At 75.9% G+C, this 16,272-nt stretch carries 13 protein-coding genes; 5 read left to right on the top strand and 8 right to left on the bottom strand.

Going from position 1 to position 16,272, the window contains the following annotated elements:
- Positions 1-158 precede the first annotated feature (158 nt).
- On the bottom strand, positions 159-1,052 hold the full coding sequence (locus tag IG05_RS0136395; RefSeq protein WP_030348378.1) for a M48 family metalloprotease: 894 nt from the start codon (positions 1,050-1,052) through the stop codon (positions 159-161).
- 41 nt (positions 1,053-1,093) lie between these two features.
- Complete coding sequence (locus tag IG05_RS0136390; protein ID WP_030348377.1) at positions 1,094-1,477, bottom strand: BlaI/MecI/CopY family transcriptional regulator; 384 nt, start codon at positions 1,475-1,477, stop codon at positions 1,094-1,096.
- Between the two features lie 168 nt (positions 1,478-1,645).
- Between IG05_RS0136390 and IG05_RS0136385 the strand changes: the two genes are divergently transcribed.
- The 3 genes from IG05_RS0136385 to IG05_RS0136375 all read left to right on the top strand — a co-directional run bounded on the left by IG05_RS0136385 (position 1,646) and on the right by IG05_RS0136375 (position 4,991).
- Positions 1,646-3,214, top strand: a complete 1,569-nt coding sequence (locus IG05_RS0136385; RefSeq protein ID WP_107051487.1) for a hypothetical protein — start codon at positions 1,646-1,648, stop codon at positions 3,212-3,214.
- Positions 3,211-4,158 carry a lysylphosphatidylglycerol synthase domain-containing protein gene (locus IG05_RS0136380; protein WP_030348375.1) on the top strand — a complete coding sequence of 316 codons (948 nt, stop codon included), beginning with the start codon at positions 3,211-3,213 and terminating at the stop codon, positions 4,156-4,158. Before IG05_RS0136385 ends, IG05_RS0136380 begins: the two co-directional genes overlap by 4 nt.
- A 344-nt stretch (positions 4,159-4,502) precedes the next feature.
- Positions 4,503-4,991 (top strand): DUF5709 domain-containing protein, encoded by a 489-nt coding sequence (locus IG05_RS0136375; protein WP_030348374.1) that lies wholly within the window; start codon positions 4,503-4,505, stop codon positions 4,989-4,991.
- A gap of 106 nt (positions 4,992-5,097) precedes the next feature.
- Here IG05_RS0136375 and IG05_RS0136370 read toward each other — a convergent pair whose 3' ends face one another.
- Entirely contained in the window at positions 5,098-5,304 is a 207-nt protein-coding gene (locus tag IG05_RS0136370) for a hypothetical protein (RefSeq protein ID WP_030348373.1), read from the bottom strand.
- Positions 5,305-5,534: 230 nt separating this feature from the next.
- Here IG05_RS0136370 and IG05_RS0136365 point away from each other — a divergent pair, with 230 nt between their 5' ends.
- Positions 5,535-7,373 (top strand): glycoside hydrolase family 15 protein, encoded by a 1,839-nt coding sequence (locus tag IG05_RS0136365; protein WP_030348372.1) that lies wholly within the window; start codon positions 5,535-5,537, stop codon positions 7,371-7,373.
- 122 nt (positions 7,374-7,495) lie between these two features.
- A complete protein-coding gene (locus IG05_RS0136360) occupies positions 7,496-7,732 on the top strand; it encodes a hypothetical protein (RefSeq protein ID WP_030348371.1) in 237 nt (78 codons plus the stop codon).
- A 9-nt stretch (positions 7,733-7,741) separates the two neighbouring features.
- On the opposite strand, the gene IG05_RS0136355 is transcribed toward IG05_RS0136360, so the two are convergent.
- From IG05_RS0136355 to IG05_RS0136335, 5 genes are all read right to left on the bottom strand, one after another.
- Positions 7,742-9,079: a hypothetical protein gene (locus IG05_RS0136355; RefSeq protein WP_030348370.1), complete on the bottom strand. Its 1,338-nt coding sequence runs from the start codon at positions 9,077-9,079 to the stop codon at positions 7,742-7,744.
- Positions 9,080-9,112: 33 nt separating this feature from the next.
- Positions 9,113-11,887: a SpoIIE family protein phosphatase/ATP-binding protein gene (locus IG05_RS0136350; protein ID WP_234336174.1), complete on the bottom strand. Its 2,775-nt coding sequence runs from the start codon at positions 11,885-11,887 to the stop codon at positions 9,113-9,115.
- Positions 11,888-11,928: 41 nt separating this feature from the next.
- Positions 11,929-14,484, bottom strand: a complete 2,556-nt coding sequence (locus IG05_RS0136345) for a SpoIIE family protein phosphatase (RefSeq protein ID WP_051790645.1) — start codon at positions 14,482-14,484, stop codon at positions 11,929-11,931.
- Positions 14,485-14,573: 89 nt separating this feature from the next.
- Positions 14,574-14,861, bottom strand: a complete 288-nt coding sequence (locus IG05_RS0136340) for a DUF1232 domain-containing protein (RefSeq protein WP_030348367.1) — start codon at positions 14,859-14,861, stop codon at positions 14,574-14,576.
- Positions 14,862-14,887: 26 nt separating this feature from the next.
- On the bottom strand, positions 14,888-16,090 hold the full coding sequence (locus IG05_RS0136335) for a hypothetical protein (protein ID WP_030348366.1): 1,203 nt from the start codon (positions 16,088-16,090) through the stop codon (positions 14,888-14,890).
- Positions 16,091-16,272 lie beyond the last annotated feature (182 nt).

The raw sequence follows: 16,272 nt of genomic DNA, 5'->3' as shown, positions 1-16,272 counted from the left end.
TGGGGCGGGCCGCCGATCCCGGCCCCGGGCAGCGGCTGAGCGCTGCCGGTCGGTCGGCCGCGTCGGGCAGCGGCTCCGGGTCGACCGCGGCGGTGGATCGGGCTCCGGGGCGGTCGGGGCGGTGGATCGTGATTCGGGCAGTGGTCGGGCGGTGTCGGTCAGTCGAGCATGGCGGAGAGCAGTCCCAGCAGGTCGCCGGTGGCGTCGGCGGCGAGGAGCGCCGGGAGCGTGCCGAGGGCGAGGGCGACCAGCGCGACGGGCCACAGGAACGGGGGCGGGCCGGTCTGCAGGGCCGCGATGCGGCGGGTGACCGCCCGGTCGGTGAACTGCAGGGCGCACACCGTGCCGGTGCGGCCCGCGGTGAGCGCGGCCCGGGCCAGTGCCCGCGCCGTCACCCGCCGGTCCCCGACCGCGGCCGCCGCCCGCTCGTCGGCCCAGCGCTCCACCAGGAAGACGACCGCCGTGCGCACCGGACCCAGCAGCGGATCGGCCGCCGCGGCGAGCGTCACCGCCGTCACCACCAGCCCGTGCCGGTGCGTGAGATGGGCCCGCTCGTGCGCGAGGAGCACCCGCCGCTCGGCGGGCCCCAGCGCACCCAGCATCGCCGAGGTCACCAGGATCCGGCCCGGCCGGCCCGGGATCGCGAACGCCCGCGGCACCTCGGAGGCGGCGACGATCAGCTCGGTGTCCCCCGGCTGCCCCGCGGCGAGCCGTCGCAGCGCCCGCCGCGTGCTCCGCTCGGCCCGCACGGCCCGGCGCAGCCGCAGGGCGACGACCGCCAGCGCCAGGCACGCGGCGAGCCCGATCGCCTCCGGCACCGGATCGGTGAACGGACGCCCGTCCTCCCGGGCCTCGCGCACCAGCGGCGGCACGTCCCCGAGCAGCGCGGCGGCCAGCAGCACGAGCGACCACACGGTGGCCGCCGCCGTGAGCACCGCGGCCGGGGCCAGCACGCGCGCGGCGAGCGCCGGCTCGGCCCGCCGGGCGAGCACGGGAGCGAGCGCCGACAACAGCAGCGACAGCACCAGCGGGGCGTACACAGCGAACCTCATGCGCCGTACCTCACCGTCCGCTTCCGCTCATGGGCCCGGCCTCACACGCCGCCTCCGGCGAGCAGCTCGCGCAGCGCCCGCTCTTCCTCGGCACTCAGCCCGGTCACGAACTGCTGGAGCGCAGCGATCGGGTCCGGCCCCCGGTCCAGGGCCTCGTGCATCGCCTGCGCGGTCAGCTCGGCCGCGTTCTTGGCCGGCCGGTACGCGCCGCGCCGCCCGTCGGCGTCCCGCAGCACCAGCCCCTTGTCGTACAGGCGTTTGAGGATCGTGTGGACCGTGTTGTAGGCGAGGCCGCCCCCGATCCCGTGCTGGATCTCGGCCGGTGTCAGCGGCCGCTCGGTGGCCCAGAGCGCGGCCAGCACCTCGCTCTCCAGCGCCCCGGCGCTGCGCCGCTCCGCCCTGCCGCGGGACCCTGTGCCAGCCATGCCCCAACCTTACAGCGCGTAGGGCCGTCGGCCGGTTGGCCCCGTCAGCCGGGCATCGCCGGGTGGTCCGGGTTAGGTTGAGCCGTGTTCCCCGGCTCCCTCCCTCGGCCCTACAGGCCGTAGGGTGGCGTCGGGCCCTACGACCTGTAGGGGACGGAGGGGTGGTCCATGACCGGCAGTGCGCACGCGGCAGTCGCCACGGCGAGCCGTGCGCGTGCGCGGCGCCCGTCCGCCGGCCCGCCACGCACCGCCTGGCCGCTCGCGGCCGTCGCCGCGGCCTTCACCGTGGCCCAACTCGTCCTGGTCCGGCCCGGGATGGGCCTCGGCTGGGACGAGACGGTGTACGTCAGCCAGGTCAGCGGCCACGCCCCCGCGTCCTTCTTCAGCGCACCCCGTGCCCGGGGCATCTCCCTGCTGGTCGCGCCCATCGCGTCCTGGTCGTCGTCCACCCCCCTGCTGCGGGTCCACCTCGCTCTGCTCTCCGGGCTCGCCCTGTACCTGGCCCTGCGCGCCTGGCGCGGACTGTTCCCCGCCCGCGTCCTCGCCCTCGGCGGCGCCCTGTTCGCCTCCCTCTGGGTGACCTTGTTCTACGGCCCCCAGGCCATGCCCAACTACTGGGTAGCCGTCGGCGCCCTGGCCGCCACCGGCTGCTTCCTGCGCTCCCGCACCGGGCCCGGCGCCCTGTGGGGGCTGGCGGGCAGCGCGGCACTCATGGCGTGGATGCGGCCGGTGGACGCGGTCTGGGCGGCTCTGCCCCTGCTCGTCCTCGCTCTGGCGCGCCACCGCCGGCATGCCCTGCCCGCCCTGCTCACCGGGCTCGCCGCCGGAGCCGCCGAGTGGGTGATCGAGGCGTACACCGGCTACGGCGGCCTGGCGCGGCGGCTGTCCGAGGCCTCGGCGATCCAGGGCGGTCTCGGCTGGCACGTCGCCGTCGTGGACCAGCTGCGCAGCCTGGGCGGGCGCACGCTGTGCCGGCCCTGCACCGGCGCCCTCCCGCACCCGCTGCTCACCCTCTGGTGGTTCACCCTGCCGCTGCTCGCCGCGCTCGCCCTGGCCGTCGCCGTCCGCACCCGGCGCACGACGGCCACGGCACTCCCGCTCGGCTGCGCGGCGACCGCCGCCTTCCCCTACCTCTTCCTGATCGGCTACGCGGCCCCCCGCTTCCTCCTCCCGGCCTACGCCCTGCTCGCCGTGCCCGTCGCGGACGCCCTCTTCCATCTGACGACCGCCCCGCCCCGGGCACCCCGCCGGCCCCGGCGCTCCACCCCGCGCACCGCCCCGCTCCTGCTCCCGCACCTGCCCCGGCGCCCGGCCCTGCCCCCGGCCCCGCGCCCGGCCGTCCGTCCGGTCGCCGTGGTGCTGGTCTGCGCCGGGCTCGCCGCCCACCTCGCGGTGCAGCTCGCCGTGCTCCTGCACACCGTGGGCCACACCACCGCCGCCCACCGGGAGTGGACGCGCACCGCGGCCGCACTGCGCCGCACCGGTGTGCGCCCGCCCTGCCTGGTCGCCGGCCACGAGGCCCTGCCGGTCGCCTTCGCCGCCGGCTGCGGCTCGGCCGCGACGGCCGGGCCCAACGCCAACGCCACCGAGGACGGCATCGCCGGGGCCGCGCGGCACACGCCGGTCGCCGTGCTGGTGCCGACCGGTTCCGCGCCGCCCGGCTACGCCCGCGCCTGGCGGTCCGTCCCCGCCGGCACGGTCCGGATCTACTACGCCGTACCGGGCGCCGGCTCATGACGGCGCCCGCCGGACTCGCCCCCACCCTCGGCCGCCGGCACGCCCGCTGGCAGGCCGGCGTCTGCCTCGTCCTCCTGCTCGGCGCGGTGTACCTGGCCCGCCGGCACTGGCCCGCCGTCGAGAGCGGGGCCGGACGGCTGGCGGTCGCCGACCAGGGCTGGCTGCTGGTCGGCGCGGCGGCGGCGCTGGGCACCTGGGCGGCCTCCGCGCTCGCCCAGCAGGGCGCCGTCGTCCCGCGGCTGCCCGGACCCCGGCTGGTCGCGGCCCAGTTCGCCGCCTCCGCCGCCAACCACCTGCTGCCCGCGGGGCTCGGCGCGGGCGCGGTGAACCTGCGGTTCCTGATGCGCTGCGGGCTGCCGGCCGGGCGCTCGGCCGGCGCGCTCGCCGTCAAGGCCGCCGCCGGCGCCACCGCCCGCCTGACGCTGATCGCGCTGCTCGCCCCGGCCTGCCCGGGCCTGCTGCGCCTCCCGCGCTTCTCCCTGGCGGCGGTCGCCGTCGCCGTGGGCGTCGCCGCCCTCGCGGCGGTCCTGCTCGCCAGCCCCCTGTGGCCGCGCTGCCGGCGGCCGCTCGCCGCCGTCCTGGCCGACATCCGCGCGCTGCACGCCTGCCCGGTCCGCGCGGCGGCTCTGTGGGGCGGCTCCGTGGCCTTCGCCCTGCTGCACGCCCTGGTCCTCGTGGCCGTCACCCGGGCCGTCGGTCTGCCCCTCGCCCCGCTCCAGGTCGTCCTGCTGTACCTCGCCGCCAGCAGCGCCGCCGCGCTGCTGCCCACACCGGGCGGCTTCGGCTCGCTGGACGCCGCACTGGCCCTCGCGTTCACCGCCGCCGGCACCCCCGGCGCCGCCGCCGCGTCCGCGGTGCTCGGCTACCGGCTGCTGACCGTGTGGCTGCCGCTGCTTCCCGGTCTGCTGGTGCTGGCGGTGCTGGTGCGCCGCAAGGCCCTGTGAGCGCCGGGGGAGTTTCCCGCGCGCCCGCCGCGCCACGGCCCGGCGCGGCTTTCCCCGCCCTTTACTGCACATGGGTTGCAGGTACGGGTGGATGACACAAGGCTGTCAAGCGCGGGAAACGCCTCCCCTCACGGCCGCCCCTGATCCGCTCCGTCCCTCCCCGCTCGGACCGGGGCACCGCCCCCGGCCCGGCACCGCGTCCGCGGCTCCGTGACGCGGCAGGAGCGGATCAGGGCCGGCGGCCGATCCGTCCGGGCGCCCGCGGGGTCGACGACACGGGGTTAATGATCCGGCCACGGGAAACGCGGACCGGGACCGTCCGACAACCCCCGCAGGAGGCGACCATGAGCGACCAGCAGTCCGAGCAGACCCCCATGGCGGACGACGCCTACCAGCCCACGGGCACCAACGAGGAACAGGAGGACGCCGGGCCCCTGGACCTGCAGGACGCGGTCGGCGAACGCACCTACGACGACATGCTCGACGAGGGCTACTCCCCGCCCGAACGCCCCCTGGGCGTCACCCGGCACGGCACGACCGCCGCCGAACAGCAGGCCGGCGAGACCCTGGACGAACGGCTCGGCCAGGAGGTCCCGGACGTGACCGCACCGCCCGGCGACGACATCGGCGACCTCCCCGGCGGCGAGGGCGAACCGGTCGATCCCGAGGCCGGCGAGGCCCGCGCCGGGCGGCTCGTCGCCCCGGACGAGGGTGCCCACACCGACACCACCAAGGAAGAGGTCGCCCGGGACGTGGGCATCGACGGGGGAGCGGCCGGGGCGGAGGAGGCCGCGATGCACGTCGTACCGGACGAGACGGAACTGCCGGAGTAGGCGGACCCCCGCCGGCGGCCGTCGGGCCGGCGCGCACACACCACCGGCCGGGCGCGAATGCGCCCGGCCGGTTCCCCGTTGCCGTCCCGGAAATCCCCGGACCGCCCTAGGGCAGCAGCTTCTCGATGGCAGCCGTGCCCTCCGACTCCAGCTTGCGACGCGCCCAGTCGAGGGTCTTCGGTGTGACGTCCCTGCCCGCCGCCATCACCAGGTCCTCAGGGGTGACGTCCCCGGGGGGCGCGGAGTGGAGCAGGGCGTCCGGGGTGCAGACGTCGTCCGACGAACGGGACTCTTCGGGTGTGGATGTCGACATGATGCCTCCTCCTCGGTCCGGATGACCGCATCCGTGCCGGTGCCTCCGAACGGAGCACACTCTCACCATTCCCCTCCCCGGCGCAGCGTGCATCCCGAAGCGCCCCGGGGAAGGGTGAAGGGCACCTTCCCACGCCACACGGATCCACTCCCCCCTAAGCTGGAAAATATCCGAAAGCGGGAGAATCCCGTACACCGGACGAGACCACAGCCCCGACCGGGAGGCCGCCGATGGTCCACACGCCGTATCCCGAGGACCCCCCGCGCGGCCCCCGCTACCTGCCCATCGCCGAGCACGGACTCATCGGCGACCTGCGCACGGTGGCCCTGGTCGGCAGCAACGGCACGATCGACTGGTACTGCTGCCCCGCCTTCGACGCCCCCAGCATCTTCGCGGCGATCCTGGACGCCGAGCGCGGCGGCTCCTTCGAACTGGCCGCCGCCGTACCCGCCCGTACCAAGCAGTTCTACTTCCCCGACACCAACGTGCTGATCACCCGGTTCTTCACCGAGGACGGCGTCGGTGAGGTGCAGGACTTCATGCCGGTCGCGGCGGAGGCCCCCCACGAGACCGGCCGGCACCGGCTGATCCGGCGCGTGGTGTGCGTCCGCGGCACCGTCCCCTTCCGGATGCTGGTCGCCCCCCGCTTCGACTACGGCGCCGTCGCCCACACCGTGCGCACCGTGGACGGCCTGGTCCTGTTCGAGTCGTCCGTCCGGTCGCTCGCGCTCACCTCGACCGTCGCCCTGGAGTGCGACGCCCGCGACGCCCGGGCCGATTTCAAGCTGAGCGAGGGCGAGTCCGCGGTGTTCGCCCTCGACCAGGTCGACGGCGCGGTCGCCCCGCGCGGCTGCGCCCACGCCGAGGCGGAACACGAGTTCAACGCCACGGTGGCCTACTGGCGGCGCTGGCTGCACCAGTCCCGCTACCGGGGCCGCTGGCGCGAGATGGTGCACCGCTCCGCGCTCACCCTCAAGCTCCTCACCTACGCCCCCACCGGCGCCATCATCGCCGCCCCCACCACCAGCCTGCCCGAACAGCTCGGCGGCGAGCGCAACTGGGACTACCGGTACGTGTGGGTGCGGGACGCCGCCTTCGCCGTCTACGCACTGCTGCGGCTCGGCTTCAGCGGCGAGGCCGAGGCGTTCATGCGGTTCCTGACCACGCACATCAGCCCCGGCTGCGGCGACGGCTCCGGCCCGCTGCAGATCATGTACGGCATCGACGGCAGAGCCGACCTGCCCGAACGCGTGCTGCCGCACCTGGAGGGCCACCGGGGCTCGGCCCCGGTCCGGATCGGCAACGCCGCCGTCGGCCAGCTCCAGCTCGACATCTACGGCGCCCTGATCGACTCCATCTACCTCTACGACAAGTGGGCCCAGCCCATCCCCAGCGGCCAGTGGGACGACGTGTGCCACCTGGTCGACTGGGTCTGCGACAACTGGGACCAGCCCGACGAGGGCGTCTGGGAGACCCGCGGCGGACGGAAGGACTTCCTGTACTCGCGGCTGATGTGCTGGGTCGCGATCGAGCGCGCCATCCGCCTCGCCACCCACCGCGGCCTCCCGGCCGACCACCGGCGCTGGCGCCAGGCCCGCGACACCATCTACCGGCGGATCATGGACCGCGGCTGGTCGGAGCGCCGGCGTGCCTTCGTGCAGTACGAGGGCGGTGACGTGCTGGACGCCTCCCTGCTGATGATGCCCCTCGCCAAGTTCATCGCCCCCACCGACCCCAAGTGGCTGTCCACCCTGGACGCGCTCACCGAGGACCTCGTCTCCGACTCCCTCGTCTACCGCTACGACCCGCAGGCCAGCCCCGACGGCCTGCGCGGTGACGAGGGCACCTTCTCCATCTGCTCGTTCTGGTACGTCGAGGCACTCGTGCGGGCCGGCCGGCTCGACGAGGCCCGGCTGGCCTTCGAGAAGATGCTCACCTACGCCAACCATCTCGGCCTGTACGCCGAGGAGATCGGCCGCACCGGGGAGCAACAGGGCAATTTCCCGCAGGCGTTCACCCACCTGTCCCTGATCAGCGCCGCGTTCAACCTGGACCGCGCCCTCGGCTGAACCGCGCGGTGACCGGCGGGCGGGGGCGGACCCGAACGGCCGGTGTGCCCGCAGGCGGCACGGGTACCCGGGCGGTCCGCAAGCGGAATCGCCACAGGGTCGACAGAAGGAGGAGGCCCCGGATGACCAGCACCAGCGAGACCGGCGACGTCACCGGCACCCGCGACAAGGACTACAACCTCATCTGGTACGTCGAGGCGTGCCTGAGCAACGCCCTGCGTCTGGAGCAGTACATCCAGGACGCCGAACGCGACAAGGACAACGAGGTCGCCGAGCTGTTCCGCAAGGCCCAGGCCGACAGCCGCAAGGGTGCCGACATGGGCAAGCGGCTGCTGCGCTCGCGGCTCGACGGCGGCTGACCGCCCCGCTCAGGCGAACCGGGAACTCGGAACGGGCCCGGCGGACCGCACACGCGCCCGGTCGCCGCGCAGCCACGTGCCCGCGACGGCCGTGGCGAACGCGGCGAACTCCGCGTCGCCGTCCGCCGGGCCCGTGCCGTCCCCGGCGCCGTCGGACAGGCCCGCGCCGGTGATGCCGGCGGCCACCTCCGCCTCCGGACGGTCGTCCGCCGGCCCCTGCTCCACCCCGCCGTCGGCGGACTGGCGCAGCTGCGCCCTCCACGGCGCCACCACCGACTGGTGCAGCAGGGCGGCACTGTCCGGGGTGACGGCGGGCGGGTCCGTCCAGCAGCACGCGTGCGCGTGCAGCACCTGCCCCGGGACCCGCTCGAACAGCTCTCCGATCAGCTCCGGTCCGCCGTCGTGCGCCGCGAGCCCGTCCAGGTCGTAGGCCACGACCACCGTGTCCGGCCGGCCCGGCGCGAACGGCTCGGCCGGCAGGCCCAGTACCTCCGCCGCGGCGAGCCCGAGGATCCGCGAGTCCCGGTCGGGCAGCAGCGACACCGTCCGCGGCCGGACCCCGGCGCCGTCCAGCAGCGCCCGCAGCCGCAGCAGACCGCGCAGGCACTGGTCCGGGGTGTCCTGCAGCCATGCGTAGCGACCGTTCATGCCGTCGTCGAAGCCGTACGGCGACAGCGTGCCGAGCACCGTGCCGCCCAGCACGTACTGCCAGCCCCGCACATCCGACGGGCCGAGCCGGCCCGCCCGCCCGGCGTCGGCGGCCCGGGCGAGGGTGCGGTTCTGCCGGTCCCGGGCGGGCTGCCACTGCGGGTCCTCCGGGTCGGACAGCAGCGCGTGCCGGCTCCGGGCCAGGTCCAGGTCGCCCGCGAGGACGGCGTTGTAGACCAGCAGGTAGCGGTCCGGCCAGTCCGCCAGGCGCTCGTCGTGACGGAGGAGTTCGGTCACCGCCTCGCGGTGCCGGCCCTCGTCCTCGTACGCCGACACCAGCTCCCGGAGCACGGGCAGCGCCCCGCCGCTGCGGCGCAGCGCCTCCCGCAGCGCGGGAACCGCCAGGGCCGGCACCCCCCGCTCGACGCACGCGTACCCGAAGTCGTACAGCGCCCGCGCGTCCTCGGGCGCCGCGGCCAGGGCGGCCGAGGCGTCGGCGAGGTCGGGGAAGCCGGCCGAGCCGGCCGCCCGCCCCACCACCAGGGCCACCTCGGCGAGCGGCTGGTCCTCCCCGGCGGCCCGGACCTGCCGCAGGGCACCGGGCACGTCCCCGGCGTCCAGGGCTTCCCAGGCGGTGACGAGAGCGGGGGAGGAGGGCCGGTCCGACCGGCCGGCCCGGCGGTTTCTGCGCGAGAACATGCCGGAGATCATCACCCGCCGGCCGGTCCCGGCTCAACGCATTTCCCGTGCCCCCGGATCTCGGGGCAGCGGCTGCTCCGCCCAGATCACCTTGCCGTGCGGGGTGTACCGGGTGCCCCAGCGTTCGGCGAGCTGGGCGACCAGGAACAGGCCCCGGCCGCCCTCGTCGGTGCTCGCCGCGTACCGCAGGTGCGGCGAGGTCGTGCTGCTGTCGGAGACCTCGCAGACCAGCGCGCGGTCACGCAGCAGCCGGACCCCGATCGGGTCGCGCCCGTAGCGGATGGCGTTGGTGACCAGTTCGCTCAGGATCAGCTCCGTCGTGAACGCCAGCTCCTCCAGCCCCCAGTCGGCCAGCCGCCGGGTCACCGAGGCCCGCACCTCCGACACGGCCGCCGGGTCGGACGGCACCTCCCACTGCGCGACCCGGTCGCCGCCCAGCACCCGGGTCCGGGCGACGATCAGCGCCACGTCGTCGCTCGGCCGGGCCGGCAGCCGGTCCAGCACGGTACGGCAGGTGTCCTCCGGGGAGGCGCCCGGCGTCCTGAGCAGGGCGTCGCGCAGCAGATCGAGCCCCTCGTCGATGTCCCGCTCCCGGTCCTCCACCAGACCGTCGGTGTACAGCACCAGCCGGCTGCCCTCCGTCAGTTCCAGCTCCGCCGTCTCGAACGGCAGCCCGCCCAGGCCCAGCGGCGGGCCCGCGGGCACCTCCGCGAACTCCACCGCGCCGTCCGGGTGCACCAGCGCGGGCGGCGGATGGCCGGCCCGGGCCACGGTGCACCGCCGGGACACCGGGTCGTAGATCGCGTACAGGCAGGTCGCACCGGTCACCACCGCCCCGCCGGTCACCGGGGTCTCGTCCTGGTCGAGCCGGCCCACCAGCTCGTCCAGCAGGCCCAGGAGTTCGTCCGGGGGCAGGTCGAGGGAGGAGAAGTTGTGCACGGCCGTGCGCAGCCGGCCCATGGTCGCCGCCGCGTGCAGCCCGTGCCCCACCACGTCCCCGACGACGAGGGCCACCCGGGCACCGGACAGCGGCAGGACGTCGAACCAGTCGCCGCCGACGCCGGACTGCGCCGGCAGATAGCGGTAGGCGAGCTCCAGGGCACCCTGCTCGGGCAGGGTGCGCGGCAGCAGACTGCGCTGCAGCGTGACCGCCATGCTGTGTTCGCGGGTGTACCGGCGGGCGTTGTCGATCGACACCGCCGCCCGCGCCACCAGCTCCTCCGCGAGGGCCAGTTCCTCGGAGTCGAACGGCTGCGGCTTCTCCGCCCGCCAGAAGTTCGCCACGCCCAGCACCAGACTGCCCGCCCGCAGCGGCACGGTGATCAGCGAGTGGATGCCGTACGCCAGCACCTGGTCGGCGCGCTCCAGGTGCTGCGCCCGCCAGCCGGGCTCGTCGCGCAGCCGCGCTCCCACGACGGACTGCCCTGTCGTCAGGGCGCGGGCCTGCGGCGAGGTGGCCACGAACCGGATACGCTCGCCGGCCGGCATCAGCGGCGAGTCCTTGCGTACGCCCACGCAGGCCGTACGGCGCAGCGCCGTCCCCGGCCGCGGCTCCTCCCCGTTCAGCACCGCGTCGAACAGGTCCACCGTCGCGAAGTCCGCGAACCTGGGCACCGCCAGTTCGGCCAGCTCCTCCGCGGTCCGGGTCACGTCCAGGCTGGTGCCGATGCCCACCCCGGCGTCGTACAGCATGTTCAGCCGTTCCCGGGTCACCTCGGCGCGACCCGACAGGGCGCGCAGCTCGGTGGAGTCGCGCAGCGTGGTGACGCTGCCGGGCGGGCCGCCGCGCAGGTCGGTGGGCCGCTGGTTGACGGCCAGCAAACGGTCCTTGACCAGGTGCACCTCGTCCGTGGCGACCCGGCCCGAGGTCAGCAGCCCCGCCGTCTCGTCGTCCAGGCCCAGCTCCAGCACATGCCGCCGCTCGGCGTCCGCCGGCAGGTTCAGCAGGCGGTGCGCCTCGTCGTTGGCGAGCAGCAGCCGGCCGTCGCCGCCGACGATCAGCACACCCTCACGGACGGCGTGCAGCACCGCGTCGTGGTGCTCGTACATCCGGGTCATCTCGTACGGCCCGAGGCCGTGCGTCTGGCGCAGCAGGCGTCTGCTGACGAGCGCGGTGCCCGCGGTGGCCAGCGCGAGCGCGGCGGCCGCCGCCGCGAGCAGCAGGGGCAGCTGCTGGTGGGCGGCCCCGCCGACGTGCGCCGTGGTGATGCCCGCCGACACCAGGCCCACCACCGTGCCGGCGCGGTCCTTCACCGGCACCACGACCTGCACCAGCGGGCCGATCGTGCCGTTGATGTGCTCGGTGACCGTGCCGCCGGCCACCGCCGGCGCGAGCGTGCCGACGAACTTCTTGCCGATGCGGTCGGGCTTGGGGTGCGTGTAGCGGATGCCCTCGGTGTTCATCACGACGAGGAAGTCCACGCCGGTCGCCTCGCGGGCGGCCTCCGCGCGCGGCTGCAGGACGGCCGAGGGATCCGCCGAGCGCAGCGCGGCGACCATGCCGGGCGAGTTGGCGAAGGTCTCGGCCACGGCGAGGGAACGGTTCGTCGCCTCCCGGTCGCTGTCGTGCCGCACCTGGAGCACCTGGGCCACCACCGCCGAGACGACCAGCAGCAGCACGATCACCACCTGCAGGAGGAACACCTGACCGGCCACGCTGCGCCCGGTCACCGCCGACCGCAGCACTCCCGGCCGGCTGACGCCCTTGCCGCCCTTGCCGCGCGCCTGCCGCGGCGGGCTGTGCGGTGCGCGCGGCTGCCCGGGAGAACGGGGCGGCCGGGACACGGGCCGGCCGGGCAGACGCACCATGTGCCCATGTCTACACTGCCGGACGCCTTCAGGCGAGACCGTCACCCGAGCCGCCTTCGGCGACCGGAGCGCGCCGGGCCGGCGCGGTCGGGCCCGGGGTCCCGGACCGCGCGCCGGGCGGCGAGGAGGAGGGCGACGTCGTCGGGGCGGTCGGTGGCGTGCCGGGCGGTGGCCGTGAGCCGGTCGGCGACCGAGGCCAGGGACCGCCCGCCGCGCCGGCCGGTGGCGGCGCCGGCCCCGGCGAGCGCCCGGCGCAGCGCCGCGATGCCCTCGTCGATGTCGGCGCCGGGCCGCTCCACCAGGCCGTCGGTGTACAGGGCGAGGATCGCGTCCGGCTCCAGCAGCAGCCCGGTCACCGGGTACCGGGCGTGCGGGTCCACCCCGAGGACGACACCCCCGGGTATGTCCAGCGGCCGGGTGCTGCCGTCGGGGGCCCGCAGCAGCGGCGGGAGATGGCCGGCCCGGGCGATCCGGGCCCGGCCGGTCGAGGGGTCCAGCCGCAGGTAGCAGCAGCTGGCGAACTGGCCGGGGTCCAGGTCGATCAGCAGGTGGTTGGTGCCGCTCAGCACCTCGTCCGGCGGCCGGTCGCCCAGTGCGAACGCGCGGACCGCGCTGCGCAGCTGGCCCATGGTGGCCGCCGCCTGCACCCCGTGCCCCTGCACATCGCCGATGACCAGGGCGAGCCCGTCCCCGGCCTCCACCACGTCGTACCAGTCGCCGCCCACGTCCATGCCCTGGGTGCCCGGCAGGTAGCGGCCCGCGGTCTCCACCCGCGGGTGTGCCGACAGCCGCCGCGGCAGCAGCGCCTGCTGCAGTCCGCGGGCGAGGGCCGCCTCGTCGTCGTACCGGCGGGCCCGCTCCATCGCGTGCGCGATCAGCCCGGCGAGCGCGGTGAGGACCGTACGCTCCTCCGTGCTGAAGCTGCGCGAGCAGTCGAAGCCGAGGATGCAGGAGCCGACCGGCCGGCCCGAGGCGATCAGCGGCAGGAAGGCCCGCGCCCCCTCGTCCGCGTCGAGCGCGATGCCCGGATAGGCCGCCGCGATCTGCTCCATGGACTCGAAGAACAGCGGCCGGCCGGTGGTCAGGGTCTCCACCCCGGGCAGGCGGGCATCGAGGCCGACGCCTTCGAACGGGGCGAGGAAGCCCTGCGGGAACCCGGTCTCCCAGGCCAGGTACAGATGGCGGTCCTGGAGCAGGTAGATCGCCAGCTGCCGGCCGCCGAACGCGGGCAGCAGCTCCTGCATCACCACCTCCGACACCTGCCGGGCGGTCACCGCGTCCGTCAGCGCGATGGCCAGCGCGATCGGCCGGTACAGCGGCGCCATCGCGTGACCGCGGGCCGCCGGGTCCCGCACGACGTGCGGCGCCGGAACCGCCTCCCGGGTGGTGTCCATGCGGATGGCCGGGACGAGTGTGCAGGTCAGCAGGTCGGGGCCGGGGTGCACCGACACGGCGAGCCAGTCGCCCTCGGCGGGTTCCTCCCGGCCCCCGGCCGGCCGCCGGGCGTGGAAGTGCACCGGCTCGGGAGAGAGCAGCGCACCGCGCAGGTGGTCGTCGTAGGGCGGACCGGTCAGCCAGGGCAGCGCCTCCCACAGCGGCCGCCCGAGCAGCGCCTCCCGCGGCCGGCCCGCCAGCCGGGCCGCGGCCGGGTTGACGTACACGATCAGCCCCAGCCGGTCCAGGCAGAACACACCCTGCGGCAGCAGGTCGGCCGCGCCGTCCGCGGAGGCGGACGTTCCGAGGTCGAACACCATCCCGCCGACCCCCGGACCGACCCCGCCGGTGCCGGCCGGCCACAGGTCCATCAGCCGCGGTGTGCCGTCCCGGGCGCGCAGGCTGAGCAGTGCGCCCGGCGGTTTCCCGGCGGCGGCTTCGCGCAGCGCGGCCAGGACCCGGTGCGCGTCCAGCGGGGCCACGGCGTCCGCGAGCGCCGCCGCCGTCCCCGCGAACTCGCCGGGGCGCAGCCCGAGGAGGGCGTGCAGCCGGTCGTCGGCGTGGACCGCGGAGGTCGCCGGGTCCCAGCTGAACCGTCCCACGGCCGCCTGCGCGGGCGGGCTCGCGGGCGGCGGCCGCAGGCAGAGCGGCTCCGCGTCCCAGGACACCGCGTTCGCGTTGCCGTCGGTCAGGCAGAGCAGCTCGGCGCCCAGGGCGTCGGCCAGCCGGGCGAGCACGTCGCGGTCGAGGAGTTCGTCCACGCTGTCCGCCACCGCCGGGTGCAGCACGGTCAGCACGCCGAGCGGCTCGGTCCCGCCCGGCACCGGCACGTGCACGGACCCGAACGGGAAGGGCAGCCCGGCCGCGAACTGCGGATAGCGGCGCATGGTCTCGATGGCGTTCGGGAGGATCACCTGCACGCCGAGCCGGTAGGCGTCGGCGACCGGGAACGGACGGTCGACGTGCAGCCGCCACCAGGGCTTGAACAGCGGGCCGGGCAGTCCCACGAGCACGGCGAGGCGCAGCAGGCCGGGGATGCCGGAGCGCAGGTACACACCCGCCACCCGACCGCCGCCCGCGGTGAGGGCGCCGGTCGAGGCGTCGGCCAGCAGCGCGGTCAGCCGGGCCCCCCTGCGGACGGCCTGCTCGTCGCTCCCAGCCATCGGCCCTACCTCGTCCCGTGCGCCTCCGGGTGGATGACACAGCAAGAATGCGCCACGGGACGCGCGGAACGCACGTCAGGGCCGGTCGGTCAGGACCCGCCCGTCTCCCGTGGCAGCGGCCCGGCGGTGCGCAGGCTGCGCAGGGCCAGGAGCAGAACGCCGATGTCGTCCAGGTAGACGGGGTCGGGCAGCAGATCGGTGGGCAGCAGCAGATACGCGACCGCGCCCCAGAACACCCACCGCGGTCCCGTCGGCAGCCCGGCCCGCCGCAGGGTCCGCCGCGCCCGCACCAGCCGTACCAGCAGACCCACCGCGACGGCGAGCAACGCCGCCGCCACGACGGCGGCGATCACCAGTAGGGTCGTGGTCGTGTCCATCCCGGCTCCTCGTCCTGGTCGTGCGCCTACGACGACCGGTCGCCGGCGCCCTCGGTGTCCTCGGCGGCGTCCGTCTCCCGCGCGGTGCCGTTCGGCGAGGCGTCCGCGGCGGGCTCCGGCTGCGGCCGCCCCCTGGCCGTCAGCCTCAGCTTCTCGAACGTCCGCGTCAGCTGCTGCAGCGCCCCCGGGGTCCGCGCGGCGGGCCGCTGCTGGGGCAGGGCGGACACGGGCACGTCACGGTAGGCGGCCAGGGCCTCCAGTGCCTGCTCGGCGGCCTGCTTGTACAGGTCCCGGGACCTCGTCATCGCCTCCAGCGCCTCGGCGTACATGGCGACCAGCCGCCGCTGGCGCTCCAGCTCCTCCTGGAGGGTCAGCAGGGTCCAGTTGTCCCGCAGGTCGGCCAGCGCCTCCTCGGCGCCCTGCGGCAGCGGCCGGGGCAGGGCGGCGAAGTGCCGCAGCGCCGCGATGAGTTCGGCCGGTTCCGAGCCGTCCAGGAAAACGTTGCGTACGCTGTGCTCCCGGCCGTCGTAGTCCTCCGGGGCCGGATCCGGCGGCAGCAGCACGGCGCCGCCGCGCGGCACCTCCACACCGAGGTCCTTCAGCGCCCAGTTGACCGCGCGCAGCTGCTGCGGGGCGGCCCGGTGCTCCACCACGCGGTGCCGCAGCCCGGGCGGCAGCAGCCGGGCCAGCGGCAGCCGGCCCCGCTCGTCCGGCGTCATCGCCTCGTGCACGACGACGTGCACGCACCACGCCTGGCGGGCCGCGTCCCGCAGCCGGCGCCGCATCTCCTTGTCGTCGTCGGGCAGCGCGTTGACCTGCCGCAGGCGCAGACCGGGGACCGTGGGGTGGTGGTCCCAGGCACCGTCCTCGCCCTCGTCCGAGCCGCCCTCCGGCCAGAACAGGGTCGCCGGCGAGGGCCACGCGTCGTCCCACGGCCGTTCCGCCTCCGCGACCAGCCGCCACTCGTGGCCCTGCGGCCGGCCCTGGTGCGGTACGAGGGTGAGCCGGGCCCGCACGGCCACCGTGCCCCCGGCCCGCCAGCGGGCCTCGAAGACCCGCAGGTCCGGGTCCTCGGCCGGCGGTTCGGCGAAGTCGTCGATGTCCCCGCTGTTCTTGTGCCGGCGCAGGGTGCGGCGGACGGCCTCCTCGGGTGCGGGACCGGTGTGACGGCCCCGGGCCGCCCAGAGGGTCTGAGGGATGGTGGCGTGGTCGCTGGCGGAGTTCGACATGAGCCAATCTGCTGATGGGGGCGGGTGTGCCACCCAGTATCACCGTTCGGCGGCGGGATACGGTGGCCGGGGCCCGGCCCCGCGCGTCGTCCGGGGGCGCGACCGGCGCACGGGGTGTGTGCCGTACGCCCGGGGTGTGCGCGGCGCGCGTCGGGCGACCGCGGTTCACCCGTGCCCGGCAG

It is taken from the genome of Streptomyces sp. NRRL S-1022, from assembly GCF_000720135.1.
Classification (GTDB): domain Bacteria; phylum Actinomycetota; class Actinomycetes; order Streptomycetales; family Streptomycetaceae; genus Streptomyces.
Note: the sequence above shows the minus strand (reverse complement) of the source record. Positions and strands in the feature narration are given on the sequence as shown.